The following is a 24,805-nucleotide window of genomic DNA, read 5'->3' on the forward strand; positions in this document are numbered from 1 at the left end:
GGCCCGGTGAGATGTCCGATTTCTACCGGGAGTTGTTCTTAGGTACGGGCCTGCTGTTGCGGCAGCTTGGTGGCCTTGGTGGCATTTGCCACCTGGACACAATCAGCAGCCGTGGTGCCGGCAGTTCCGTTGCGGACATTGGTATTGCACGCGTTCTTCAGTGCGGTGGACAATGCCGCGTAGTTGGAACTCGACGTGAGCAGTGTCTGGGTGGTCCAGTACAGCGCCGCGGTCTTCTCCAGGCCGATCGCGGTGACGTTGACGCTGTTGAGGCTGCCGCCGTCGACCATCAGCTGCGCGGTCTTGTTGCCGACGCCGCTGTTGATGTGCACACCGCCGCTGTCACCGGTGCCGGTGTACCAGTAGCGGCCCCGGTACGTGTCGGGATCCTGGTAGGCGTTCGGGTTCTTCATGTCGCGGATCACGCCGATCGAGCTGCAGGCGCCGAGCTTCCACCGGTTGGCGGCGGTGTTGCACGGGTTGCTGGTGTTCACCAGGAAGGTGAGCTCGCCGAAGATGTCGGACATGGACTCGTTGATCGCACCGGGCTCGTTGCGGTAGACGAGGCCGTTGGTGTGCTGAGTCACGCCGTGGGTGAGTTCATGGCCGGTGATGTCCTCGGTGGTGAGACCCGAACCGTAGGCCATGTAGCTGCCGGACCAGAAGGCGTTCTGGTACGGGCACGCGGTGGTGGTGCAGAGCCGGACCGTGGCGCGCAGCGCCTTACCCTTGCCGTCCCCGGTGTCGGAGCCGATGAGGTTGGTCAGGTTCGCCAGCTTGGTGTACTTGGCGTAGAAGGCCTCGGTGTTGCCCAGGTAGTTGTAGATGTCATCGACATCCTTGATACCGACCGGGGCCTGGCCCTCGGACCTGGTGGAGCGCAGCGTTCCGGTGCCGCAGCCTGCCCGGTTGGGGTCGATACGCCGGTTCGCGTTGTCGCACACCACCCGGTTGAGGTGCTTGGTCTCACTCCAGCTGTCCAGCACCTTGTTGGTGCTGTTGGCGTCGACGAAGACGATCCACTTGGCGGGCTCGCCCTTCTTGTCGTCGCTGGCGCCGTTGATCTCGACCTTGAACGCCGGGACTGCGACACCCTGCGCCTCGCCCTTGGCGGCCAGCTTCGCGTCGTACCAGAAGGCCTTCGTATCGTCCACGGCCAGCTTGTCCGGCGCCGTCTTGCTCTGCTCGGCAACCTTCTTCAGCGCGGTGGCCTGGATCTGCGCGGTCGGCGTCGTCGTCGTGAACTTGCCCTTCGACTTCTTCGCGAGCGCGCCGGTCACCGAGATCAGCGCACCGTCGGCGGTCAGCGACTGCGCCGCCGATGCGCCGAACACCTGCACCTTGTCGATCTCCTGACGCAGCCGGACCGTGGACCCCTCACCAACCTGGAACACGGACTCGACCACCAGGTCGCCAGCGGTTTCGCCATTTCCGCTGAGCGCCTTGTGCACACCGGGCGCGTGCGCCTGTGCGGCGGCGGGCGCTTCGGCGGGCGTGCCCGACGGCGCCGGAACCAGATCCTTGGGCACCACCTGCTGGACGGCGCCTTCGGAATCGGTCGTTACTTCTTTCGGGACCGCGGACAGATCGGAACCCGCCGGCGCGGATGGACTCACCGGCGGCGCGCCACCGGCCGGGCCGGGCGCGAACATCATTGCCGCAACAGCAATTAACGCGAGGGCGGAATTTCGTCCCGCCCGTATATGTGTGGGTTTCATGACCAAGTAGAACCACATACCGGCGGTCAACTCGACTGGAGACGAGACTGGGGAAAACGATAGCTGGGCTGGGAATCTTCGGGCTATCGACGGGCGGGGGCCGCCAATTGTTATGCGCGAATATCTTTGACGGCTATTGATATTGGACGGTGTATCACCATTCCTCGGCGCGCTACCGGCTCGGGCAATTGCCCGAGCCGATAACCCGAGATACGAGGCTGAAACCTAAAGCACTCAGCGAGAACAGGTTTCATCGCACCCCCCTAGTGCAGGTACGAATCGGTACCCCGGTTAAAGATCAACAACATCTCGTATCGGTTCGCCAGAACTACTGGTGCCCAATCTCTTCGGATGTTCCGAGGTGCGGGAACCAACTCAGACCAACGCGCGCTCCAGGATGGCCCCGGTGTCCACGCCGGTCGGCAGCGTACCGAAGGCAATGCCCCAATCGTCGCCGAGCCGACTGGCACAGAAGGCATCCGCGACGGCCGGATGTCCGTGCCGCACCAACTGCGCGCCTTGCAATACCAGGGCCATGAGCTCGACAACGCGGCGGGCGCGGTATTCGATGTCGCTGAGATCGGCGAGTTCCTTGCCGACCCGGGCGATGGCGTCGTCGAGCCGCGGGTGCGCACCGCGCGCCAGCGAGACCTCGGCGAAGTAGGCCTCGACGGTCTCCGGCTGACGACCCATGGCGCGCAACGCATCCAGCGCCGCGACATTGCCGGAGCCTTCCCAGATCGACATCAGCGGCGCCTCACGGTAGAGCCGCGGCATCCCCGACTCCTCGGCATAACCGTTGCCGCCGAAGCACTCCAGCGCCTCGGCCGCGTGCGAGGGTGCGCGCTTGCAGACCCAATACTTGGTGACCGCCAACGCGATTCGGCGCAGCGCCGCCTCGGCCGGGTCGCTGGTCGCCCGGTCGGTGGCCCCGGCGAGTCGCATCATCACCGTGGTCGCGGCGTCGGACTCGATCACCAAGTCCGCCAGCACATTACGCATGGCCGGTTGATCGATCAGCTTGGCGCCGAATGCTTCTCGATGCCTGGCGTGATGCGCGGCGAACACCACCCCGGTCCGCATGCCGGTCGCCGAGCCGATCACGCAGTCCAGCCTGGTCATGTTCACCATCTCGATGATGGTCTTGACCCCGGCGCCCTCCGCGCCGACCAGCCAGCCGGTGGCGTTCTCGTATTCGATCTCCGAGGACGCGTTGGACTTGTTGCCGAGCTTGTCCTTGAGCCGTTGGATACGAAGGGGATTGCGCGTGCCGTCCGGTAGCACCCTGGTCAGCAGGAAACAGGACAGCCCGCCGGGCGCCTGGGCCAGCGTGAGGAACATGTCCGACATCGGGGCCGAGGTGAACCACTTGTGCCCGACGATCCGGTACGAGCCGTCGGGTTGCGGTGTCGCCGTGGTGGTGTTGGCGCGCACGTCCGAGCCGCCCTGCTTCTCGGTCATCGACATGCCCGCGATCAGACCGGCTTTCGACGACGGCTCGCGCAGGCCGAAGTCGTAGACCCGGGAGCCGAGCAGCGGTTCGTATTTCGCCGAGAGTTCCTTGTTGTGCCGCAGTGCGGGCACCACGGCGTAGGTCATCGAGATGGGGCACATGTGCCCCGCGTCGGCGGCACCCCAGGTGTAGAACTTCGCCGCCCGGGCGACATGTGCGCCGGGTCGCTCGTCCAGCCACGGCGCGCCGTGCAGGCCGTGCGACACAGCGACATTCATCAGGTCGTGCCAGTGCGGATGAAACTCCACCTCGTCGACCCGGTGGCCGTAGCGGTCGTGCGTGTGCAGCACCGGCGGGGACTCGTTGGNGTCCAGCCACGGCGCGCCGTGCAGGCCGTGCGACACAGCGACATTCATCAGGTCGTGCCAGTGCGGATGAAACTCCACCTCGTCGACCCGGTGGCCGTAGCGGTCGTGCGTGTGCAGCACCGGCGGGTACTCGTTGGCCAGCCGCCCCCACTCCTGCGCCTCGACACTGCCTGCGAGCACGCCGAGTTCGCGCACCTCGGCCTCGGCCCAGCCCGCGCCCTCGCGGTGCAGGCCCTCGAGCAGTGCAGGATTCCGCGAGACATCGAACGGCGCGAGGTCGGGCACCTGGTTGAAGACTTCATGCGTCTGCATCGGACACTCCTGATTTCTGCCGAGCGAGCGAACCGCTCGGCGCCGCGCGCACGCCGAGTGCGCGTAGTGCGAAGGTAATGAGTTCGGGGACAACGGATTCCCCGTGTGGCGCGGCCGCGAGCGGGCCGACCAGCACCTCGCCGATCGCGCCGACCAGCGCGGCCGCACCGGTCCTGGCGTCCTGCGCGGGCAGTTCACCGCGCGAAACACCCGCCGCGACAGCCGATTCGAAGGCCTCGGCGAAGGCGCGGCGGAAGTGCAGCCGCTCGGTGTCGACCACCGTATCGACGGGCTCGACGAGCAGCACATAGGCGAGTTGCGGATTCTTCAGCGCACGCCCGGCAAACGTCTCCACCGCGGCGCTCACCCGCTCCACGGCCGTGCCGGTCGCACTGGCCGCGACCACGGCGGCCACCTCCCCGGCCACCACCTTGCGGAAAACCGCGGTGACCAGTTCCGCTTTGCCCGCGAAGTTCTTGTACACGGTGCCGGTGGCCACGCCTGCCTCCGCCGCGACCGCGGCCATGGACATCCCGGCGTAGCCCGCCTCGGCCAGCACCTTGGTCGCAGCCTGCACGATCAGCCCCGCCTGCGCGTCCAGGCGGGCCTGCACGGCGGGGGTTCTGCGGTAGGCCACGCAAGAAGTGAACCATGGATTCATTTCTTGCCACAAGGGGGGTTTTACGGCGTATGGTCGGATCGTGATCGAGCGGAACGAACGAAACAACGAGGTGGCGTCGTGACTGTACGAATCGAGCGCAAGGGCCCGGTGACCACCGTGATCCTGCACCGTCCCGAAGCGCGCAACGCGGTCGACGGGCCGACCGCCGCGGCGCTGGCCGCCGCCTTCCGCGAGTTCGACGCCGATCCCGACGCCTCGGTGGCGGTGCTCTGGGGCGACGGCGGCACCTTCTGCGCGGGCGCCGACCTCAAGGGACTCGGCACCGAACGGTCCAATGTGGTCACCGAGGACGGCGACGGACCGATGGGGCCCACCAGGATGCGGCTGTCCAAGCCGGTGATCGCCGCCGTCTCCGGTTACGCGGTCGCGGGCGGGCTGGAGCTCGCGCTGTGGTGTGATCTGCGAGTTGCCGAGCAGGACAGCATCTTCGGTGTGTTCTGCCGCCGCTGGGGTGTCCCGCTCATCGATGGCGGCACCCTGCGCCTGCCGCGGCTCATCGGCGCCGGGCCCGCCATGGACATGGTGCTCACCGGCCGTCCCGTCGACGCGGCGGAGGCGCTGCGGATCGGCTTGGCGAACCGCGTGGCCCCGACCGGCGAGGCCCGCAGCGCCGCAGAGCAGCTCGCCGCCGAGCTCGCCGCACTGCCGCAGGCCTGCCTGCGCTCGGACCGGATGTCGCTGCTCGAGCAGGACGGCATGGACGAGGAGACCGCACTGCGCAACGAGTTCCGGCACGGCATGACCGCATTGGCCAACGGCGCGCTCGAAGGGGCGCAGCGCTTCGCCGCCGGTGCGGGGCGCCACGGCGCGCAGGCGTAGGTTTCCCGGCACGAGCGAGAGCGAGGTGTTGCGGTGCGCCCGATGGGCCGGTTGAGCGTCGTCGACGAGATCTTCCTGCGTACCCATCGCGGCCTCGGCACTCCCATTGCGCTGCAAGGCTTGTGGCGCACGGCCGACCGTATCGACCCTGAGTTGCTGCGCGGGGTGCACGCGGCGCTGCGCACCGGGCCGCTGGGGCGGCGGGTGATTCGGCCGCGGGTGCCCGGTGTCCGCCGCGGCTGGCAGCCGAATACGCGCGCGCATCCGCTGGTACTCACCGAACAGCCGCTGGCCGTGAGCGCTCTACTGGAGTGGGCCGACGCGCAGGGCGCCGATCTCGATCCGGAATACGGACCCGGCTGGCGACTGTCCGCCGTCGCGCTGGACGACGGCGGTTCCCTTGTCTCCCTGACTTGTTCGCATGCACTCGCCGATGGTCGAGCGCTCGTGCACGCGGTGGACGATGCTCTCGGTGGTACAGCCTTGCCCGCCTCCGCCGCAGCCGAGTCGGATTGGGCCGATGCCCGCCGCCAGTGGTCGATCGTGCTGCGCGGCACGGGACGGGCACTACGCAAAGGTATTCCGGAACGCCCGCGTCACGCGACCATCGGCGATATCAGCATCCCGCCCGGCACGCAGACACCAGGCGCGATATTTCAATGCGCCGTATCGGACTGGGAGCGGGCGGCCACCGCACGGGACGGCACGGCCAACAGTCTGTTCATCGCGGTGGTCGCGAACATGCTGTGGGCCAGTGACTTTCCGCGAAAGACGATCGACGCGAGCCTCCCGGTCGACACCCGCGACGAACCACGCGTCGACAACGACCTCGCGATGACCGACATCACCATCGACCGCACCGATACCCCGGCAACGATTCGCGAGAAGTCCCGCGCCGCCTACGAGCGCCGGATGACCAGCCCCGGCGGTATGCCGGAGGAGCTACTGCAGGTGATCCCCGACCCGTGGGCGTACGCGTTGTCCAAGGGTGCCGGCGAACGAGACATCCTCTGCTCCAACATCGGCACGCTGCCCACCAGCCTGCGCATGCTCGGACCGCACCACTGCCTCGGCGTCGCCGCCCGCGCCATCCACCCCGGCCTGACCGCCGCGTTATGGCCGAGGACGCGCCTGTCCGGCTATCTCTGCCGGATCGCCGACGACTACGTTCTCTCGCTGGTCGGCCTCGACCCGGTGCATATCGAATCCGCTACTGCGCTGGGCGATCTGGCACAGCAGACGCTGTCCTCGTTCGGGCTGTCCGCACACAGGTGGTGAGTGGTTTCACTCCGTCGCGTCGAGGTCGCAGGCCGTGAGAGCGGCGGCGAACAGTTGTGCGTGATCGGGACGATTGGGGTCGTAGCCGGTGACCGTGGCGATCCGGTTGAGGCGGTAGTTGAGCGTATTGCGATGCACGACAAGCGCGGCCGCGGCCTGCTGCCGGTTGTAGTCATTGGCGAGCAGCGCACGCAGGGCGTCCAGCAAGTGTGGCTGGTCCCGGAGCGGATCGAGCAGCGAGAGCAGCCAGGTACGGGCCGGGCCCGGACGGGCGAGTTGATACTGCAACGCCAGATCGGCCATCCGGTACACCGCCGCGGGACGGCCGAGTTGGAATGCCAGCCTGGCTATTTCGCCCGCCTCCTCCACCGCGGCAGGTATCCCGTCGACGCCCGCGGCGAACGCGAGCCCGGCGACCGCCCGCGCACCGGTGCCCTGGGCGACGCGGGTGACGAAAGTGTCCAGCGCGGTGGCTGGTTCACCCTCGGCAACCGGCACCAGCAGCACACCGCCGCCGCGCTCGACGGTGCTCAGGACGCGACCGGACACCGCATCGATCTCGCTCTGCACAATGCGCAGCACCGGCCGGTTCCCGCCCGTCGCCGGTTCGGCCACCCGGAACACCAGCACCTGGAACCCGCCGTCCAGCGAGATACCGAACCGCTCGGCCAGCAGATCGGCGGGTGTGCCGTGCACCAAGGCCTGCGCCACAGCACGTTTGGCCTCGCGCTGCTCCCAGTGCAGATCCTGCCGCTCCCGCAGATAGGCGCCCGCTACCCCGGGTGTCACGGCGCCGAGGTAGCCGAGCACATAGGGCACCGCGGCCAGTAATTGCTCGCGCTGCTCCGGCGTCGTCGCCGTAGCGGCCACCGAGTTCCACGCGGCGACCGCGCCGTGGTGATACACCGAAAGCACGGTGTCCAGCGGGATCCCGTCCCTGGCGCGGCGCACCGCGACAGCGATCAGCTCCGACAATTCGTCCGGGCGCGGTGCCCGCCGTTCGGCCAGCGAGCGGAGGAACAGCCGCAGATTCGCCTCGGCGGCGCGCGGCAGGTCCCGCCCGATCATCTCCGCGGACAACTCCCGATACGAGGGCACCTCGCCGAGCACTCCGGCCAGCAGATCCCGGGCGACCTCGGGTAGCACGTCGCGTACTTGGCCGGATAAGTCGTCCAGTGCAGCGGAATCGGGAGCAGCGGTCATCCGCACATTGTTTGCACAAACAAACCGGTCCGCACAATAGGCAGTTCCGGACAACTTCTTCAGTGCACGAGACCAAGATCGGATCCCGTCCGGTGCACAAATAACGGCCCTGATTCCGTTGCGTGCGGACGGTGACAAACGCCGTGCCGAACTCACCGCACCGGCACGAGGCTCGGCTCGGTGCGGTCGAGGACATCGGCGGGGACCGGGAGACCCGGCTCGAGGTCGGCCGAGTCGATCGGCTCACCCCATACCTGGCGCACCGGCAGCACCCCCGCCCAGACACCGCCGTTCTCGATGTCGGCCGGGTCGTCGTTGGGGCCACCGGCCCGGATTTTCACCGAGGCTTCGGTGAGGTCCAGCGCGAGCACCATGGTGGCGGCCAGCTCCTTCTTGCTCGGCGAACGCACCCGGGACCAGGCGCCCGGTGCGGCGTGTTCGGTGATCACCTGGAGCGCGTGCAGCCGCTCGGCGGGGTCGGTGAGCTCCACCGCGCTGCCGTGCACCACCGCCGAGCGGAAGTTCATCGAGAAGTGCATCGCCGAACGGGCATAGACGATCCCGTCCACCAGGGTGACCGCGACCGAGATGTCCCCGGCGAGGGCCGCGCGCAGATTGCCGGCACCCGTCGAACCGTGCAGATAGAGGGTGTCTCCGTCGCGTCCGTAGATGGTGGGTAGCACGACCGGCGCGGCACCGAGCAGCACGCCGAGGTGGCAGACCAGACCGGCGTCCAGGACCGCGTCCAGGTCCGCGCGTTCGCTGCGTGCTCGTTCCTTCGACCGGGTGAGCGTGCTGCGCGGCGTCGGCGAGAGCGGGGTGCGGGAGTCGGCTGATCGCGTCATAGGACCAGCATCGGTGCCCAAGTGGCATTATCAAAGTGCCAATTCAGCGAAATTCACACAGTCCAATCGCGAGGTGACCGGTGCTCGACGAACTTCCCCTGCCACTCGACCGCGCACTGCCGGAACCGCTGTCGGTGCAGGTCGCCGACGGATTACGGGCCGCGGCGAGCAACGGCCTGCTGCGTGGCGGTGACCGGTTGCCGTCGTCCCGGTCGCTGGCCGAACGGCTCGGCGTGAGCCGCACCGTGGTGGCCGCCGCTTTCGACCAGCTACACGCCGAAGGCTGGATCAGCGGCAAGCGCGGTTCCGGCACGTACCTGACCACCGCGCCGCCCGCCGCACCCCGACGCGCGCTGCCTGCCGACGGCGCGGGTGACGACCCGGCGCTGCTCGATCTGCAACCCGGCGCGCCGTGCTCCGACGCCATCGACCGCCCCGCCTGGCGCCGCGCCTGGCGAGCCGCCGCCGACCTCTCCCCGCTGGTGCGCAAAGACCGCGCGGGCGAGCCGGATTTCCGCGCGACGATCGTCGAACACCTGCTGCGCCATCGCGGTCTCGGCGCGGGCAGCGATACGGCGGTGCTCGCGACGGCCGGAACCAGTTCCGCGGTAGGCGAACTCGCCGCCGCCCTGCTGTCGCCGGGCGACACCATCGCGATGGAAGACCCCGGATACAGCCGGGCCGCAGGCGCTTTCGCGGCGGCTGGGGTCCGCGTCCTGCCCGTCCCGGTGGACGCGCACGGGCTACGCGTCGACAAGCTGCCACCGAACATCAAGGCCGTGTATTGCACTCCGGCGCACCAGTTTCCGCTCGGCGCCCGGCTGCCCGCCGCCCGCCGGGTGGAGCTGGTCGAGCACGCCCGCCGCGACGGGCTGCTGATCATCGAGGACGACTACGACGGCGAACTGCGGTACGACACCGCCCCGTTGCCGCTGCTGGCGGCGATGGCGCCGGACGTGGTGGTGCACCTCGGCACCACGAGCAAGATCCTCTCGCCGAGCCTCGGCGTCGGCTGGCTGGTCGCCACGCCACGGATCGCCGATGCCGTTGTCGCGCATCGGCATCGCACCGGAACCAGTCCGAGTCCGGCGGGCCAGCAGGTGTTCGTCGCGCTCGCGGCCCACGGCGACCTGGCCAGGCATCTGCGCCGGCTACGCCGCGAGCTGCCGCCACGCCGCGCGCTGATGGTCACCGAGCTGCGCCGCCACGGCCTCGATGTGCTCGGCGACGACGCGGGCTCGCACGTGGTGGTACCGCTCGCCTCGGCCGAGGCGGAGCAGCGTGCCGTGGCCGCCGCACGGGCGCGGGGTGTCGCGCTCGATCCCCTTTCTCGATATCACCTGAGCGCACAGCGTCACCACTTCGGCATCACCCTCGGCTACACCGCGCTGTCCTGGTCCGACCTGGCCAGGGCCGTGCCGATCGCCGCCGCGTGTCTGGCACAGCCGTAGCATGGTCCGCATGACCGAACAGGACGTGTTGGCCCGCATCAAGGCACTGGTCGACCAGGAGCACGAACTGCGCGCGCAGGCCGCCAAGGGCGAATTGGACCCGCAGGCCGAGCGCAGGCAACTCGCCGAGCTCGAGGTGATGCTGGATCAGGCGTGGGACCTGCTGCGGCACCGCAGGGCGCGGATCGACCAGGGCGAGTCGCCCGACGGCGCCGAACAGAGTTCCGCCGCCCAGGTCGAGGGTTACCTGCAATAACCATGCCGAGTACACCTGCCGAATACGACGTCATCGTGATCGGCGGTGGCCCGGCCGGTGAGAACGCCGCCGCCTACGCCATCGCCGGGAGCGACCGCACCGCCGCGATCGTGGAACGCGAACTCGTCGGCGGCGAATGTTCCTACTGGGCCTGCATTCCGAGCAAGGCACTGCTGCGGCCCGGCCATCTGCTCGCGGCCGCGCAGGCCATGGACGGCATCACCGCCTCCGGCCTCGAGGTCGAGGCGGTGCTGCGGCGGCGCGACTCCTTCGTCAGCGGCCTCGACGACACCTCGCAGGTCGACTGGGCCCGCGACCATCGCATCGAGGTCATCCGCGGCACCGGTCGGCTGGCCGGGGTGCGGCAGGTCGAGGTCGACGGGCAGGTGCTGCGCGCCAGGCACGCGGTGGTGCTGGCCACCGGCACCCGGGCGAGCATCCCGGACGTGCCCGGCCTGCGCGATGCGCTGCCGTGGATCTCCCGCGACGCCACCAACTTGCACGAGGTCCCCGGCCGCGTGGTGATCATCGGCGGCGGCGTGGTCGCCTGCGAGGCCGCGACCTGGCTGGCCGCGCTCGGCGCGCAGGTCAGCATGGTCGTGCGCGGCTCCGCGGTGCTCGCGTCGGCCGAACCGTTCGCCGGCGAGCGCGTGATCGCGGCGCTGCGCGAGCGCGGTGTGCGCGTCCTTCTCGGCACCGAACCGACGAGCGTGCACCGGCCCGACGCTAAGGACACCGGCGAAGGCCGGATCCACGGCGGCCCGGTCACCGTGCGGCTGCACAGCGACGAGGGCGATACCGAACTCGAAGCCGACGAGATCATCGTGGCCGCCGGGCGCACACCGGCGACCGAAGGACTCGGCCTGGACTCCGTCGGCCTGAAGGACGGTTATGTGCAGGTCGACGATCAGCTGACCGCCACCGCGGTCGACGGTGACTGGCTGTACTGCGTCGGCGATCTGAATCATCGTGCCGCCCTGACGCACATGGGCAAATACCAGGCCAGGGTGTGCGGCGATGTGATCGCCGCCCGCGCCGAGGACAGGCCGCTGGATGGTGCCCGGTTCACCGCGAGCGCCGACCACGAGCAGGTCCCGCAGGTGGTGTACACCGCGCCGGAGGTCGCGTCCGTCGGACTGACCGAGGCGGCGGCCCGCAAAGCCGGTCATGCCGTGGAGACGATCGAGCTCGATATCTCGGTGGCCGGATCGGCGTTGGCGCGCAACGACTTCGCCGGGCACGCCAAGCTGGTCATCGACACCGGCACCGATACGTTGCTCGGTGCCACCTTCGTCGGCCCGGAGGTGGGCGAACAGCTACACGCGGCCACCATCGCGGTGGTCGGCAAGGTGCCGCTGGCCACCCTGTGGCACGCGGTGCCCGCCTTCCCCGCGGTGAGCGAGTTCTGGCTACGCCTGTTGGAGACACGACGGCCGTAAGTACCATTGGCGGATGGTGGCATCGACAGATATCCAGACCGCCGACGGAGTCGTGCGCGGTCGTCGTGGCCGCCGCGTGCTGCGCTGGCGGTCCCTGCCCTACGCGGCCGCGCCGGTGGGCGACTTGCGTTTTCGGGCACCGCAGCCGGTCACGCCGTGGACCGGGGTGCGCGAGTGCACCGAGTTCGGGTTCGCGGCGATGCAGCATCGGGCGGGCGCGCGGATCGGGCCGCGCCGATACCAGCCGACCCACGAGGACTCGCTGACACTGAATGTCACCGTGCCCGCGACGCCGTCGGAGCGGCCGCGGCCGGTGCTGGTGTTCGTCCACGGCGGTGGCTACCTCACCGGCACCTCGGCTCTCGGTTTGTACTCCGGCGGGCGGCTCGCGGTGCGCGGCGACGCCGTGCTGGTCTCGCTGAACTACCGGCTCGGCGCGTTCGGCTATGTCGATTTCGGTGAATTCGCCACGCCGGAGCACCCTTTCGAGTCGAACCTGGGTTTGCGCGATCAGGTCGCCGCGCTGGAGTGGGTGCACACCAATATCGCCGCGTTCGGCGGCGATCCCGGCAACGTGACCATCTTCGGCGAATCCGCCGGCGCCCATGCCGTGCTCAGCCTGCTCGCCGCGCCTGCCGCCAAAGGCCTTTTCCACCAGGCGATTTCGCAGAGCCCGCCGGCCGACTGGGCGATGACCGCCGACGACGCCCGCCGCTTCGCCCGCCGCTGTGTCGAAGCGCTGGGTGCGACACCGGACCGGGCCGCCGAGGCGCTACGCACCGCGAGCGCCAACGACATTCGGCGCGCGGTCGACCGCACCAGCAATCGGGTCCTGCGCGAACGCCGCGGCCTGTTCCCCGTCGCCCCGACGGTCGACGGGGTCGTTCTCCCGCAGTCCCCGATCGATGCGATCACCGACGGCAACGCCCATCGCGTACCGCTGATCATCGGCACGAACCGGGACGAAGGCACCCTGTTCGCGAAGTTCGCGGATTCGCTGCCGACCACCCCCGACCGGCTGCGCGCCGCACTGGGCGACGACGGCCGAATCCCGGATCGCCGCCGCCTATCCCGGCTACCCGAACGCCAAGGCGGCTGTGCGCGCGGGCGGCGACTTCGTCTTCTGGCGCCCCTCGGTCACGGTCATGGCGGGGCATAGCCGCCACACCCCCACTTACGCCTACCGCTACGACTTCGCCCCGCGCTCCCTGCAACTGGCGGGCTTGGGCGCCACCCACGCCTCCGACCTGATCCCGGTCTTCGGCGGCGGCGATACCCCCTTCGGTCGCGCCATCACCGCGGCGGGCGGGCGTCGTGGCCTCCAGTCCGTCACCGACCAATTCCAGGACAACTGGCTCGCCTTCGCCCGCACCGGTGCGCCGCTGCCGTCCTGGCCGCCCTACACCGAAGCTCGCCGCACCACCTTGATCATCGACTCGCCCACCCGCCTGGAGCACGACCCGGACAAGGCCAAACGGCTTGCCTGGGAAGGTGTCCGGGTGCCGACGCTGACCTGAGCGGTTACTTGAGCAGCCGCGACATGCGCCGGTCGGCGAGGACCTTGCCGCCGGTCTGACAGGTCGGGCAGTACTGGAACGAGCGCTCGGCGTAGGACACCTCGCGCACCGTATCGCCGCAGACCGGGCAGGGCATACCGGTACGCGCGTGTACCTGCATGCCGGAACGCTTCTCGCCCTTGAGGCGGGCGGCATCCTGGCCGACCGAGCGCTGCACGGCGTCGGTCAGCACCGCGCGCATGGCCGCGTACAGCTCGCTGACCTTGTCCGCCGCAAGGGTTTTGGTGTTGGCGAACGGCGAGATCCGTGCGGTGTGCAGGATTTCGTCGGAGTAGGCGTTGCCGACGCCCGCCAGCAGGGTCTGATCGACTATCGCGGTCTTGATCCGCTGCGAGGTGCCGCGCAGGATTTCGGTGAACTGCTCCTCGGTCACCTCGAGCGCGTCGGGCCCGAGCCGGGCGATACCGGGCACCAGCTTCGGGTTGTCTACGATGTAGACCGCGAGCCGTTTCTTGGTCCCCGCCTCGGTGAGATCGATGGCGGGTGTCGCGCCCTCGGGGGTGAAGAAGTGCACCCGCAGCGCCAGCGGACTCTTACCGCCCGGCTTCGGCGGCGTCTGACTCGGTTCGTCGATCCACCGCAGCCAGCCACCGCGGGACAGGTGGGTGATCAGCCACAACCCGTCGCAGTCCATTCCCAGAAACTTGCCCCAGCGCCCCGCGCCGGTCACGTCCCGGCCGGACAGTGCGGTCACCGGCGGGTCGAACGTCTTCACGGCACTCAGCGCCGCGACATCCACACGCCCCACCACGGCGCCGACCGCATGCTCCCGCAGAAACTGCGCCAGCGCCTCCACTTCAGGTAGTTCGGGCACACGCCCAGGCTACCGGCCCACACCGACAAGAGCAGGGCAGTCAGGTCCGGCGAAGCAGGTAGATGTCCATGATCCAGCCCTTCTCGGCCCGCAGCCCGGCGCGCCGGTCCACGATCTCCCGCTCCACCTCGCGCAGTGGGCCTTCGATGAGGATCTCGTCCGGCATGCCGAGGTAGGCGCCCCACCAGATGTGCACGTCCGCGCCGGGCACCTCGGTGAACGAGCAGTCGCCGTCCAGCATCACCACCGCCGCGTCGGCGAGCCCCTCCTCGCGCAGCCGCCGGCCGGTGGTGATGTGCACCGGCTCGCCGATGCCGTGCAGCACCATGCGATGCCGCGCGGCCAGGGCCTGCACGCTGGTGACACCCGGAATCACCGTGTAGTCGAAGTGCACCGTGCCGCGCGCGAGCACCCGCTCGATCATCCGCAGGGTGCTGTCGTACAGCGACGGATCACCCCACACCAGAATGCCGCCGACCCCATCGACCTGTGCGAACGCGTCTTCCAGTACGGCGGAGCGCCGCTCGTGCCAGTCCTCGACGACACCCCGATAGTCCGCCGGTGCCCGGTCCCGCGGCGGGGCCGCGATCTCCCCGATCCGGTACGGCCGATCCACGTGCTCGGTCAGGATCGCGGTCCGCACCTCGACCAGCTCGCGCTTCTCCGCACCCTTGCCGATGACGAAGAACACCTCGACCTGCCGCATGGCCTTGATGGCCTGCACCGTCACCTGGTCGGGATCGCCGGCGCCGATGCCGATCACGTAGAGCTTGCGCATGCGCCGAGCTTGCCAGGCGGCGTTTCTACTAGAGTTGGCAGCCGTGGCGACCGATACCCAGTACGAGGATCTGCTCCGGCTGGTGCTGGAGTCCGGCACGAAAAAGGCGGACCGCACCGGCACCGGCACGCGCAGCATTTTCGGCCATCAGCTGCGCTATGACCTCTCGGCCGGCTTCCCGCTGATCACCACCAAAAAGGTGCATCTGAAGTCGATCGTCTACGAGTTGCTCTGGTTCCTCCGCGGCGAATCCAACGTGAAATGGCTGCAGGAGCACGGCGTCTCCATCTGGGACGAATGGGCCGACGCCAACGGCGAACTGGGCCCGGTCTACGGCGTGCAGTGGCGGTCCTGGCCGACGCCGGACGGCGTGCACGTCGACCAGATCTCCGAGGTGCTGCACACCCTGCGCACCAACCCGGATTCCCGGCGCATGCTCGTCTCCGCCTGGAACGTCTCCGAGCTGGACAAGATGGCGCTGGCCCCGTGCCACGCGTTCTTCCAGTTCTACGTGGCCGACGGCCGGCTGTCCTGCCAGCTGTATCAGCGCAGCGCCGACCTGTTCCTCGGCGTGCCGTTCAATATCGCCAGCTACGCGCTGCTCACCCAGATGGTCGCGCAGCAGACCGAGCTGGAGCTCGGCGATTTCATCTGGACCGGCGGCGACTGCCACATCTATGACAACCATCTCGATCAAGTCCGCGAGCAGCTGACCCGCGAGCCGTTCCCGTTCCCCACGCTGCACCTGCGCCCCGCGCCGACGCTGTTCGACTACGCCTACGAGGACGTGGAAGTCGTCGGCTACCAGCATCATCCGGCCATCAAGGCACCCGTTGCGGTGTGAGCGGCCGGGCTCGACGGAAGCAGCTTCGGGTAACGGAGGAACAGTGAACACCGCATCGGACACAGCGTGACGCGCACCATCGGGTTGATCTGGGCGCAAACCCCCGACGGCGTGATCGGTTTCCAGAACTCCATCCCCTGGCGCGTGCCCGAGGACATGGCGAATTTCAAGTCGGTCACCATGGGACATCCGGTGGTGATGGGCAGGCGCACCTGGGATTCGCTGCCGCCGAAATTCCGTCCGCTGTCCGGGCGCCGCAACATCGTGGTGACCAGGCAGGCGGACTGGGCGGCCGAGGGCGCCGAGCGGGCCGGATCGGTGGCCGAGGCGCTCACATTGAGCGGGCAGGACACCGTGTGGATCGCCGGGGGTGGTGAGATCTACCGCGTCGCTATGGATTTCGCGACCGACCTGCTCGTCACCGAGGTGGACACCACCGTCGAAGGCGATGCGTACGCCCCCGCGATCGGACCCGAGTGGACCACCGACGACACCGAACCGTGGCACGACTCGACCTCCGGTCTGCGCTACCGGATCCGCCGCTACACCCGCCGCGAATCCGACTAGTCGGCAAACTCTCCGCATCGATCGTCGCGGCCGCACGACACCGTTCGATCACAGAAGCCCCGGCCCGTGCAAACAGGTCTCGAGGCCACAGCCGGTCGGGCATACTCCTGAATAAGCGGGGCCGGGCCTTCGTCCGTCCGAGCCCCCGAGCCGGTGCGAACAGCCCCCGCACCGGCTGTTGTCATTTGCGAAAGGCGGTCCATGGACAAGAAATCGCTGACTGCGGTTGCTCGACAACAACTCAAGATTGCGAGCACCGCCAGCAGCGGGCGTAGTTCGCAAACGATCTACGGTGGTCACGCGAATTCGCTGCGCCAGACGGTGGTCGGACTGAGCGCGGGCCAGAGCCTGGCCGAGCACGACAACGCGGGCGAGGCCACCCTCCTGGTGCTCAGCGGCACGCTGACCCTGATCAGCGGCAGCAACGAATGGAAGGGTTCGGCGGGCGACCTGCTCGTGGTGCCCAAGGCCAGGCACAGCGTGATGGCCGTGGACGACGTGGCCTTCCTGATGACGGTCGCGAAGTAGCAGCGGCGGTGGCCGTGCCACCTGGCCGGCGGGTCCGCTTCGGGCACTAGGCTGATGATCATGAGTGAGCCGCAGCCGATCCTCGATGCGCTCACCCCGGCTGCGATCTTCCTGGTCGCCACCATCGATGCGGGCGGCGAGGCTGTGGTCCGCGATACCCTCGCCGACGTGCAGGGTTTGCGCCGCTCGGTCGGGTTCCGGATCCCCGGTGCGGGCCTCACCTGTGTGGCCGCGATCGGCTCGGCGGCGTGGGACCGGCTCTTCGCCGGACCACGGCCCGCCGAGCTGCACGAATTCCCCGGTTACGTGGGCAAGCACCATCGGGCCCCGGCGACACCAGGCGATCTGCTGTTCCACATTCGGGCGGAGAATCAGGACGCCTGCTTCGAGCTGGCCATGACCATCGGCGACCGGCTGGCGGGCGCGGCCACCATCGTGGACGAGACCGTCGGGTTCCGCTACTTCGAGCAGCGCGATCTGCTCGGCTTCGTCGACGGCACCGAGAATCCGGAGGGCAAGTCCGCCTACGCGGCCGCGCTGGTCGGCGACGAGGACCCCGAGTTCCGGGACGGCAGTTACGTGATCGTGCAGAAGTACCTGCATCCGCTGGCGGATTGGCGGGCGTTGTCGATCGAGGAGCAGGAGAAGGTGATCGGGCGCACCAAGCTCGACGATTTCGAGCTGTCCGACGCCGACAAGCCCGCCGACTCGCACGTCGCGGTGAACACCATCGTGGACGCCGACGGCACCGAGCGCGAGATCCTGCGCGCCAACATGCCGTTCGGCAGCGTCAAGGACGGCGAATTCGGTACGTACTACGTCGCTTACGCGGCCACCCCGAGCGTCACCGAGTTGATGCTCACCCGGATGTTCGTCGGCACCGAGGAGGCGGCCTACGACCGTCTGCTCGATTTCTCCATCGCGGTCACCGGCACCTCGTTCTTCGCACCGTCGCTCGACTTCTTCGATGAGCTTCCCCCGCCACCGGCGGACGCCGGGACGGCGGAAAACGTGCAGCCCAACGACATCGGCTCGGGCTCACTCGGTATCGGCACGTTGAAAAGGAGCAGGCAGGCATGAACAACCTCTATCGCGAACTCGCGCCGATCACCGCCGAGGCATGGTCGGCGATCGAGGAAGAGGCGACGCGCACCTTCAAGCGGCACATCGCCGGGCGCCGCGTCGTCGACCTGTCCGGACCGCACGGCCTCGACTACGCCGCGGTCGGCACCGGCCACACCACCCCGATCAGCGCGCCGGACGAGGGCGTGCAGGCCAGGCAGCGGGTGGTCGCGCCGCTGGTCGAGCTGCGGGTGCCGTTCCGGCTGTCCCGCGAGGAGCTCGACAACGTCGAGCGCGGCGCGATGGACACCGATCTGGATCCGGTGAAAGACGCCGCGAAGAAGATCGCGTTCGCCGAGGACCGGGCGATCTTCGAGGGCTATCCGGCCGCGAATATCACCGGCATCCGGGCGAGTTCGACCAATCAGGCGATCGCACTGCCGAGTGATCCCCGGCTGGTGCCGGAGTCGGTCACCCAGGCGCTCACCGCGCTGCGGCTGGCCGGCGTCGACGGGCCGTACTCGGTGCTGCTGAGCGCGGACCTGTTCACGGCGGTGAGCGAGACCTCCGATCACGGGCACCCGATCCGCACGCACATCGAGCGGCTCATCCCGGACGGCGAGATCATCTGGGCGCCCGCCATCGACGGCGCGTTCGTGCTGACCACCCGCGGCGGCGACTACGACCTGCGCATCGGCCAGGACCTGTCGATCGGCTACCTCGCGCACGACACCGAGTCGGTGCAGCTGTACTTCCAGCAGAGCCTGACGTTCCTGGTGTACACCGCCGAGGCCGGGGTCGCCCTCGAAGCCTGAGACTTGCCCGTGTGCTGCGGCACGACGCGCGGTAGCGTGTGCCGCAGCACGCCGGAAGTGGGTAGGTGAGATGACGATGGTGCGGGCGGGTGTGGTGCCCACGCAGCGTGCGGCGCTCTACAGTTCCCTCGGGATCCTGGTGACCGTCGTACTGTGCACGGCCGTGATCGGCCTGTTCGGGGTGAACCGGGTATTCACCGGCTTACTGGCCGGTGCCGTGGCGGGGATTGCCGGGGTGGCGGCGCTGTTCGCCAGGGACGCCGTCGTGCTCACCGAGCGGGGGATCTACCGGCGCACCCCGTGGACCGAGGCCAGCATCGACTGGGACCGCGTGGTCGCCGGGCGCTTCACGCTGGACGAGCGGTCCCGCTGGTCGCTGGCGCTCGACCTGATCGGCGGCGACGAACAGCACGGCGAGCTGGTGCTGCTGTCCATTCCGCCGGTGCTGCGCCCGGTGTCCGGCGCCTACGACCTCCGCAAACGCGAGCAGGTGAACGAGATCCGGGCCCTGCTGCGGCGCAAGCGCATACCGGTGACGGTGCTGCCGGAGATCGCAGGCGCGTTGCAAGAGCACTGGCAGATCGCGCCGCCTACCCGCTGACCAGGAACGGCCGCGGCCCGTTTCGGATACGTTGGCACCTATGTCGATGACGAAGGGCTCGAACGTCCCGGTGCCCATGGCCGCCGTCCGGATCGAGCTCGGCTGGCAGAGCGGCCCCGGGGTGCCCGACGCCGACGCCTCGGCGCTGCTGCTGGCCGCCGGAAAAGTGCGCAACGACAACGACTTCGTCTTCTACAACCAGCCCGCGCATCCGTCCGGCGCGGTCCGGCACGAGGGCAAGCAGCAGGGGCCGACGGTGCTCGACGTGCTGTCGGCCGACCTGGGCCGGGTCGAAGCGCAGATCGACACCATCGTCATCGCGGCCTCGGCGGACGGCGGCACCTTCGGCCAATTCCACGGCCTCTACGTCCGGCTGGTGGATCCGGGCAGCGGCGCGGAGGTGGCGCGGTTCGACAGCACCGGTGCGACCACCGAGACCGCGTTCGTGCTCGGCGAGCTGTACCGGCGGCAGGGCGGGTGGAAGTTCCGTGCGGTCGGGCAGGGGTACGCCGCCGGATTGGCCGGTCTGGCCACGGATTTCGGGATCTCGGTGGACGACGCCCCGGCGACCCCGCCTGCCGCACCGCACCAGTTCACGCCGCCGCCACCGCCCGCCGCGCCGCCGCACCAGTTCACTGCGCCGCCACCACCGCCCGCGCCCGCTCCGCAGTACGCCCCGCCGCAACCGCAATTCACGCCGCCGCCCAACCCCTACGGCGCACCTCCGCAGGGCGGTATGCCGCCGAATACCGGTGCATCACCGAACTTTTCGTCGCACCCGACACCCCAGCAACCAGCCACCCCGGAGGCTGCGGTCAACCTCAGCAAGATCTCGCTGACCAAGGACGCCCCCTCGATCTCGCTGACCAAGCAGGGCGCGACCGGCGGCGTGATGCGGATCAACCTGAACTGGTCCGGCAACACGGCCCCGGCGCGGCGCGGTTTCGGCAAGCGCAAGGCAGGCCTCGACCTGGACCTGTGCTGCTTCTGGGAGCTGACCGACGGGACGAAGGGCTCCATCGGCCCGCTCGACGGCTTCGGCTCGCTGCATCAGGCGCCCTACATCCTGCTCGACAAGGACGATCGCACCGGCGCGGTCGCAGCGGGCGAAAACCTCGACATCAACCTCGACCACACCGCGAAGTTCCGCCGGATCCTGGTGTTCGCCTCGCTGTACGAGGGCACCGATGATTTCCGCGGTGTCGAGGCGACCGCCACGCTCTACCCGGTCGGCTCGCCGCCGATCGAGATGTCGGTGAGCGGGTGCACCGACAACTCACGGGAGATGGTGCTCGCGCTGATCGAGAACATCAACGGAGAGTTCGTGGTTCAGCGTCAAGGCGTGTTCGTCCGGCCGCCCGCCCGGCGCCCACTCTGGGGAAAGATGGAGGTCGACAAGGCCTACCGCTGGGGTCTCGAGTGGGGACGCAGCGCCGGGAAGTAGGGCTCAGGCTGTTTCGAGCTGTTCGAGCAGCCGCTGTGCCTCGTCGCGCAACGCGTCCAGATCACCGGGCCAACCGAGCACCCGCAGCGCCGCCTCGGGGATGGTTCGCGCCGCGGCGGCCGGCGCCGCACCCTCGTCCGAGCGGATGCTGATCACCATCTCGACCAGCCGGAACGGCAGGGCCTCGGCGCCCGCGATGCCCGCCCCGCCGGCCTCGGCCAGCACCTCGGCCGCCAAAGCCTCGTAGTGCCCGCGCAGTTCGTCGCGCCGTAGCCGGAACGTGGCGAACCGTTCGGTGCGCAGCTCCGGAAGCAGGTACAGCGCACCGAGATTCCAGCGCGCGGCGCAGAGCTGGCCGACGTCGAACCAGGCCAGCGCGTAAAGGCGGGCAGGCGCGGTCGCCGACACGCTCCCCAGTCGTTCGGCGAGTTCCAGTGGGGCAGCTATGGTTTCGGCAAGCAGCGCATCGAGGATGTCGTCCTTGGCGGCGAAGTGATGATAGAGCGATGCCTGACGGATGCCGACCGCGTCGGCGACCACACGGGTGGAGGTGTTCGCGTAGCCATTGGTGGTGAACAGCTCCCCGGCAGCGTCCAGGATCTCGGCGCGCGGCGTCTGGCCGCGACGGCGTCGCTGCTCCACACGAGGACGGCCGGGGCCGAGGTTTGTCACAAGGCTCATTCTGGCAGGTATCAGCTGGACCGATCCGCGACGGTCGGTCCCCCGGTAGGCCGCGGCGAGGTTTCTGTCACCTGATAGAAATCTCGGCAACGCAGAAGTAACCGGGGTTACCGCAAGCGATACACGCGGGTCACCGAAAGCGCGATCGCCACCGCAAAACTGTCATCTGATAGGTATTGGCCGCTCGCCGAAGGACCCTCATGGCCACAACGTTCGCCCCCGCCCCTCCGCCCGACACCAGCCGCGACGGCGCCGATCTGGCCCGATTCGGCTATCAGCCCGTGCTCCGGCGCAAACTCGGCCGCTACGCCTCGTTCGCCGCGGGTTTCTCGTTCGTCTCCATCCTCACCACCATCTTCCAGTTCTTCGGCTTCGGCTATTCGTTCGGCGGCGCCGCGTTCTTCTGGACCTGGCCGATCGTGTTCGCCGGACAGTTCCTCGTCGCGCTGAACTTCGCCGAATTGGCTGCGCGCTACCCGATTTCGGGCTGCATCTACCAGTGGTCACGCCGGCTCGGCGGCGAGCTCGTCGGGTGGTTCGCGGGCTGGATGATGGTGATCGCGCAGATCGTCACCGCCGCCGCGGCGGCGATCGCACTGCAGGTGGTGCTGCCGTCGATCTGGAGCGGGTTCCAGGTCATCGGCGAAGACACCGCGCTCACCTCGTCGTCCGGTGCGACGAACGCGGTTCTGCTGGGCAGCATCCTGCTGACGATTACGACAGCGATCAACGTGCTCGGTATCGACCTGATGTCGCGGATCAACTCGATCGGCGTCACCGTCGAGATCGTCGGTGTGCTCGCGATCATCGCGCTGTTCTTCACCCATACCGAGCGCGGGCCCGGCGTGGTGTGGCAGACCGATCAGGCCGTGCCCGGCTCGTACAGGGCGGCGTTCCTGGTGTCCGGGCTCATGGCGGCCTACGTGATGGTCGGTTTCGACTCCGCCGGTGAGCTTTCCGAGGAGACGAAGAATCCGCGCCGGGTCGCGCCACGTACCATCCTGGCCGCGCTGTCGGTGTCCGCGCTCGGCGGCGGGCTGCTGTTGCTCGGCGCGCTGATGGCCGCGCCGAGCCTGTCCGACGGTGCGCTGGCCACCGAGGGTCTCGCCTATGTGCTCACCTCGAAGCTGGACAGCCCGGCGGGCACGGTGCTGCTCGGCTGTGTCGCGGTGGCGATCACGGTGTGCACGTTGGCCATTCAGACGGCCGGGACGCGGTTGATGTTCTCGATGGCCAGGGACGGAAAGCTGCCGTTCGCCCGGCGCCTCGCCGGGGTGCACCCGCGCTTCGGTACTCCGGTGCTGCCCGCGGTGGTCATCGGGCTGCTCGGTATCGGCCTGCTGGTGCTCAATCTGGGCAATGCCGCGATCTTCGCGACCCTGGCCAGCGTGTGCATCGTGACGTTGTACCTGGCGTATCTGCTGGTCACGGTGCCGCTGCTGGTGCGGCGGGTCAAGGGTATGCCCGCCGACGAAGCGAGCGAGCCCGGCTTGTTCAGCCTGGGCCGCTTCGGGATTCCGATCAACGCGCTCGCCGTGCTGTGGGGTGTCGCGATGGCGGTGAACCTGGCCTGGCCGCGACCCGAGGTGTACACGCCGAACGGTGGCAGTTGGTGGATGCTTTGGGCCGCAACGCTGTTCGTGCTGTTGGTGGTCGCCGTCGGGGTGGTCGTGCACTGGTTCGTCGCACGCACGCCGGGCACCGTCGAAAGCCCCGAGCCCGCAACAGAATCCACCTGACCGGTCGCGTGGTGGTGGTGCCGGCCACCACCGCGCACTCGTTTCCCGTCGAGCAGCGCAAGGGAGCGCTTGCGCAGGCGAAGTCCGAAATCGGTGCGAGCGCCGGCCAATGCTCGACCCGAATCCTGCGAAGGAGCTGACGATGACGAACACCGCATCCACCACGGGTGCCCGGGCGCATGCGCGCTCGCAGGCCGCCGCGGCGGCGACCACGGAACCCGTCCTACCCGACGGCGTCGAGGCCGCGAGAATCACTTTTGCCCAGCGCATTCCGGGCGCCGGATACGCGAATATCTTGCTGGGGCGCGGTACTCGGATCCGGTTGCGCGATCCGGCCGGAGCCGCGTGCGCGCACCTGCTGCTGCTGCGCGCCGATGCCCCGTGGGAACGGCTGAATGTCGCTGACACGGTGAAGGTTCCGTGGCAGGCCTACCTGGGCAACGGCCATCCGCTGCTGTCCGACCAGGGACGCATCCTGGCCACCGTGCTCGCCGATACCTCGGGCAAGCACGACGCCCTGTGCGGGCCGACCGCCGAGGCGCGACAGCTGCTGCGCCTGGCGGGTGCCAAACATGGGCTGGAGCCGCGCGATATCGGGCCGACGGTGTCGTTCTTCCGCGGTGTACGGGTGGCCACCGACGGCGCGCTGACCGCCACCGGCAGCGCAGCGGCGGGCGCCTCGATCGACCTGCTGGTGCATCTGCCGGTGATCCTCCTGGTCGCCAATGCCGCACATCCGCTGGACGACCGGGCCGCCACCGAGCTCGATGTCGTCGCGTGGGCCGCACCGGAAGAGCTCACCGCCACCCACAACCGCGACCCGGAATACCAACGGGCCGTGCAGAACACCGAGACGGCCTGGGCGGCCGCCCGCACGCTGGAGGTCGGGAAATGAACAGGCAGATCGTGCTCGACGAGACCGTGCCCGCCCGCTCCCCCTGGTCGGCGATCGTCAAGGCGGGCGAGCAACTGGAGATCATCGATCTGCACGGCAACCAGGCGGTGGACTGCCTGCTGTACTCGGCGGCCGACCACACCGACCGCTACAGCGCGCAGGCTACCGTCGCCGCGCAGCGCAATATCTTCCTCACCACCGGCAGCGTGCTGCGGACCGACGCGGGCACCGCCCTGATGACGGTGATCGCCGACGAGGTGGGCAACCACGACACCATCGCGGGCGCCTGCTCCCAGGAATCGAACACCCTCCGCTACGGCCACCACACCCGCCACCAGCATGCCTGCGTGGAGAACTTCCTCACCGCCGCGCTGCACTGGGGCCTCGGCAAGCGGGACCTGGTGTCCAACATCAACTGGTTCATGAACGTGCCGGTGGAACCCGACGGCACCCTCGGCATCGTCGACGGATTGTCCGCTCCCGGAAAGAAAGTGACGCTCCGGGCCGAGATCGACACGCTGGTGCTCGTCTCCAACTGCCCGCAGATCAACAACCCCTGCAACGGATTCGATCCCACCCCGGTGCGCATGGTGGTGTCGAAATGACCGTCACCGACCTATCCGGCGCCGTTGCGCA

At 68.8% G+C, this 24,805-nt stretch carries 23 protein-coding genes and 1 pseudogene; 16 read left to right on the top strand and 8 right to left on the bottom strand.

Going from position 1 to position 24,805, the window contains the following annotated elements; translation table 11 throughout:
* Positions 1 to 38 precede the first annotated feature (38 nt).
* From DBO33_RS38290 to DBO33_RS38305, 3 genes are all read right to left on the bottom strand, one after another.
* Positions 39 to 1,655: a M4 family metallopeptidase gene (locus DBO33_RS38290; protein WP_159080727.1), complete on the bottom strand. Its 1,617-nt coding sequence runs from the start codon at positions 1,653 to 1,655 to the stop codon at positions 39 to 41.
* Positions 1,656 to 2,093: 438 nt separating this feature from the next.
* Complete coding sequence (locus tag DBO33_RS38295; protein ID WP_234391271.1) at positions 2,094 to 3,851, bottom strand: acyl-CoA dehydrogenase family protein; 1,758 nt, start codon at positions 3,849 to 3,851, stop codon at positions 2,094 to 2,096.
* Entirely contained in the window at positions 3,838 to 4,488 is a 651-nt protein-coding gene (locus DBO33_RS38305; RefSeq protein ID WP_107659379.1) for a TetR/AcrR family transcriptional regulator, read from the bottom strand. Before DBO33_RS38305 ends, DBO33_RS38295 begins: the two co-directional genes overlap by 14 nt.
* Before the next feature lie 102 nt (positions 4,489 to 4,590).
* Here DBO33_RS38305 and DBO33_RS38310 point away from each other — a divergent pair, with 102 nt between their 5' ends.
* Both DBO33_RS38310 and DBO33_RS38315 read left to right on the top strand, forming a co-directional pair.
* Positions 4,591 to 5,352, top strand: coding sequence for a crotonase/enoyl-CoA hydratase family protein (locus DBO33_RS38310; protein WP_107659380.1), 762 nt, complete (start codon positions 4,591 to 4,593; stop codon positions 5,350 to 5,352).
* Between the two features lie 42 nt (positions 5,353 to 5,394).
* Positions 5,395 to 6,630: a hypothetical protein gene (locus DBO33_RS38315; protein ID WP_199856883.1), complete on the top strand. Its 1,236-nt coding sequence runs from the start codon at positions 5,395 to 5,397 to the stop codon at positions 6,628 to 6,630.
* Between the two features lie 6 nt (positions 6,631 to 6,636).
* Here the strand turns inward: DBO33_RS38315 and DBO33_RS38320 are convergent, their stop codons facing one another.
* The gene (locus tag DBO33_RS38320) at positions 6,637 to 7,833 is read right to left on the bottom strand and encodes a PucR family transcriptional regulator (RefSeq protein WP_107659382.1); all 1,197 of its coding nucleotides are present in this window, start codon (positions 7,831 to 7,833) and stop codon (positions 6,637 to 6,639) included.
* A gap of 152 nt (positions 7,834 to 7,985) precedes the next feature.
* Positions 7,986 to 8,678 (bottom strand): pyridoxamine 5'-phosphate oxidase family protein, encoded by a 693-nt coding sequence (locus DBO33_RS38325; protein WP_107659383.1) that lies wholly within the window; start codon positions 8,676 to 8,678, stop codon positions 7,986 to 7,988.
* 80 nt (positions 8,679 to 8,758) lie between these two features.
* Between DBO33_RS38325 and pdxR the strand changes: the two genes are divergently transcribed.
* From pdxR to DBO33_RS38345, 4 genes and pseudogenes are all read left to right on the top strand, one after another.
* Positions 8,759 to 10,129, top strand: a complete 1,371-nt coding sequence (pdxR, locus tag DBO33_RS38330; protein ID WP_107659384.1) for a MocR-like pyridoxine biosynthesis transcription factor PdxR — start codon at positions 8,759 to 8,761, stop codon at positions 10,127 to 10,129.
* Positions 10,130 to 10,139: 10 nt separating this feature from the next.
* Positions 10,140 to 10,385: a DUF2630 family protein gene (locus DBO33_RS38335; protein ID WP_107660959.1), complete on the top strand. Its 246-nt coding sequence runs from the start codon at positions 10,140 to 10,142 to the stop codon at positions 10,383 to 10,385.
* Positions 10,386 to 10,387: 2 nt separating this feature from the next.
* Positions 10,388 to 11,824 (top strand): dihydrolipoyl dehydrogenase family protein, encoded by a 1,437-nt coding sequence (locus tag DBO33_RS38340; RefSeq protein ID WP_107659385.1) that lies wholly within the window; start codon positions 10,388 to 10,390, stop codon positions 11,822 to 11,824.
* A 13-nt stretch (positions 11,825 to 11,837) separates the two neighbouring features.
* Positions 11,838 to 13,341 (top strand): annotated as a pseudogene (locus tag DBO33_RS38345) (carboxylesterase/lipase family protein).
* A gap of 4 nt (positions 13,342 to 13,345) precedes the next feature.
* On the opposite strand, the gene DBO33_RS38350 reads toward DBO33_RS38345, so the two are convergent.
* Together DBO33_RS38350 and cobF are read right to left on the bottom strand one after the other, a co-directional pair.
* Positions 13,346 to 14,215 (bottom strand): Fpg/Nei family DNA glycosylase, encoded by an 870-nt coding sequence (locus DBO33_RS38350; RefSeq protein ID WP_107659386.1) that lies wholly within the window; start codon positions 14,213 to 14,215, stop codon positions 13,346 to 13,348.
* Between the two features lie 40 nt (positions 14,216 to 14,255).
* Positions 14,256 to 14,993, bottom strand: coding sequence for a precorrin-6A synthase (deacetylating) (cobF, locus tag DBO33_RS38355; protein WP_107659387.1), 738 nt, complete (start codon positions 14,991 to 14,993; stop codon positions 14,256 to 14,258).
* On the opposite strand from cobF, the gene DBO33_RS38360 reads away from it, so the two are divergent.
* The 7 genes from DBO33_RS38360 (at position 14,992) to DBO33_RS38390 (ending at position 20,854) form a co-directional block, all read left to right on the top strand.
* The gene (locus tag DBO33_RS38360) at positions 14,992 to 15,837 is read left to right on the top strand and encodes a thymidylate synthase (RefSeq protein WP_107659388.1); all 846 of its coding nucleotides are present in this window, start codon (positions 14,992 to 14,994) and stop codon (positions 15,835 to 15,837) included. The genes cobF and DBO33_RS38360 overlap by 2 nt on opposite strands.
* A 66-nt stretch (positions 15,838 to 15,903) precedes the next feature.
* Positions 15,904 to 16,404, top strand: coding sequence for a dihydrofolate reductase (locus DBO33_RS38365; protein ID WP_107659389.1), 501 nt, complete (start codon positions 15,904 to 15,906; stop codon positions 16,402 to 16,404).
* A 201-nt stretch (positions 16,405 to 16,605) separates the two neighbouring features.
* Positions 16,606 to 16,932, top strand: a complete 327-nt coding sequence (locus DBO33_RS38370) for a cupin domain-containing protein (protein WP_107659390.1) — start codon at positions 16,606 to 16,608, stop codon at positions 16,930 to 16,932.
* 60 nt (positions 16,933 to 16,992) lie between these two features.
* Positions 16,993 to 18,012 carry a Dyp-type peroxidase gene (locus DBO33_RS38375; RefSeq protein WP_107660960.1) on the top strand — a complete coding sequence of 340 codons (1,020 nt, stop codon included), beginning with the start codon at positions 16,993 to 16,995 and terminating at the stop codon, positions 18,010 to 18,012.
* The gene (locus DBO33_RS38380) at positions 18,009 to 18,809 is read left to right on the top strand and encodes a family 1 encapsulin nanocompartment shell protein (RefSeq protein WP_107659391.1); all 801 of its coding nucleotides are present in this window, start codon (positions 18,009 to 18,011) and stop codon (positions 18,807 to 18,809) included. The genes DBO33_RS38375 and DBO33_RS38380 overlap by 4 nt, the downstream gene beginning before the upstream one ends.
* A gap of 70 nt (positions 18,810 to 18,879) precedes the next feature.
* Positions 18,880 to 19,410 carry a hypothetical protein gene (locus DBO33_RS38385; RefSeq protein WP_107659392.1) on the top strand — a complete coding sequence of 177 codons (531 nt, stop codon included), beginning with the start codon at positions 18,880 to 18,882 and terminating at the stop codon, positions 19,408 to 19,410.
* A 40-nt stretch (positions 19,411 to 19,450) separates the two neighbouring features.
* Entirely contained in the window at positions 19,451 to 20,854 is a 1,404-nt protein-coding gene (locus DBO33_RS38390; RefSeq protein WP_107659393.1) for a TerD family protein, read from the top strand.
* Positions 20,855 to 20,857: 3 nt separating this feature from the next.
* Here the strand turns inward: DBO33_RS38390 and DBO33_RS38395 are convergent, their stop codons facing one another.
* Positions 20,858 to 21,526 carry a TetR/AcrR family transcriptional regulator gene (locus DBO33_RS38395; RefSeq protein ID WP_107659394.1) on the bottom strand — a complete coding sequence of 223 codons (669 nt, stop codon included), beginning with the start codon at positions 21,524 to 21,526 and terminating at the stop codon, positions 20,858 to 20,860.
* A gap of 209 nt (positions 21,527 to 21,735) precedes the next feature.
* On the opposite strand from DBO33_RS38395, the gene DBO33_RS38400 reads away from it, so the two are divergent.
* From DBO33_RS38400 to DBO33_RS38410, 3 genes are all read left to right on the top strand, one after another.
* On the top strand, positions 21,736 to 23,274 hold the full coding sequence (locus DBO33_RS38400; protein ID WP_107659395.1) for an amino acid permease: 1,539 nt from the start codon (positions 21,736 to 21,738) through the stop codon (positions 23,272 to 23,274).
* A gap of 142 nt (positions 23,275 to 23,416) precedes the next feature.
* Positions 23,417 to 24,169 (top strand): DUF1989 domain-containing protein, encoded by a 753-nt coding sequence (locus DBO33_RS38405; protein WP_107660961.1) that lies wholly within the window; start codon positions 23,417 to 23,419, stop codon positions 24,167 to 24,169.
* A complete protein-coding gene (locus DBO33_RS38410; protein ID WP_107659396.1) occupies positions 24,166 to 24,774 on the top strand; it encodes an urea amidolyase associated protein UAAP2 in 609 nt (202 codons plus the stop codon). The genes DBO33_RS38405 and DBO33_RS38410 overlap by 4 nt, the downstream gene beginning before the upstream one ends.
* Positions 24,775 to 24,805 lie beyond the last annotated feature (31 nt).

It is taken from the genome of Nocardia suismassiliense, assembly GCF_900269665.1.
Taxonomy (GTDB): Bacteria; Actinomycetota; Actinomycetes; order Mycobacteriales; family Mycobacteriaceae; genus Nocardia; species Nocardia suismassiliense.

Coding starts and splice junctions, on each gene's coding strand:
- DBO33_RS38290 (WP_159080727.1), bottom strand. CDS start 1,655: ATGATGTTCGCGCCCGGCCCGGCCGGTGGCGCGCCGCCGGTGAGTCCA.
- DBO33_RS38360 (WP_107659388.1), top strand. CDS start 14,992: ATGCGCCGAGCTTGCCAGGCGGCGTTTCTACTAGAGTTGGCAGCCGTG.
- DBO33_RS38375 (WP_107660960.1), top strand. CDS start 16,993: ATGAGTGAGCCGCAGCCGATCCTCGATGCGCTCACCCCGGCTGCGATC.
- DBO33_RS38325 (WP_107659383.1), bottom strand. CDS start 8,678: ATGACGCGATCAGCCGACTCCCGCACCCCGCTCTCGCCGACGCCGCGC.
- DBO33_RS38405 (WP_107660961.1), top strand. CDS start 23,417: ATGACGAACACCGCATCCACCACGGGTGCCCGGGCGCATGCGCGCTCG.
- DBO33_RS38340 (WP_107659385.1), top strand. CDS start 10,388: ATGCCGAGTACACCTGCCGAATACGACGTCATCGTGATCGGCGGTGGC.
- DBO33_RS38315 (WP_199856883.1), top strand. CDS start 5,395: ATGGGCCGGTTGAGCGTCGTCGACGAGATCTTCCTGCGTACCCATCGC.
- DBO33_RS38335 (WP_107660959.1), top strand. CDS start 10,140: ATGACCGAACAGGACGTGTTGGCCCGCATCAAGGCACTGGTCGACCAG.
- DBO33_RS38400 (WP_107659395.1), top strand. CDS start 21,736: ATGGCCACAACGTTCGCCCCCGCCCCTCCGCCCGACACCAGCCGCGAC.
- cobF (WP_107659387.1), bottom strand. CDS start 14,993: ATGCGCAAGCTCTACGTGATCGGCATCGGCGCCGGCGATCCCGACCAG.
- DBO33_RS38380 (WP_107659391.1), top strand. CDS start 18,009: ATGAACAACCTCTATCGCGAACTCGCGCCGATCACCGCCGAGGCATGG.
- DBO33_RS38410 (WP_107659396.1), top strand. CDS start 24,166: ATGAACAGGCAGATCGTGCTCGACGAGACCGTGCCCGCCCGCTCCCCC.
- DBO33_RS38370 (WP_107659390.1), top strand. CDS start 16,606: ATGGACAAGAAATCGCTGACTGCGGTTGCTCGACAACAACTCAAGATT.
- DBO33_RS38390 (WP_107659393.1), top strand. CDS start 19,451: ATGTCGATGACGAAGGGCTCGAACGTCCCGGTGCCCATGGCCGCCGTC.
- DBO33_RS38320 (WP_107659382.1), bottom strand. CDS start 7,833: ATGACCGCTGCTCCCGATTCCGCTGCACTGGACGACTTATCCGGCCAA.
- DBO33_RS38385 (WP_107659392.1), top strand. CDS start 18,880: ATGACGATGGTGCGGGCGGGTGTGGTGCCCACGCAGCGTGCGGCGCTC.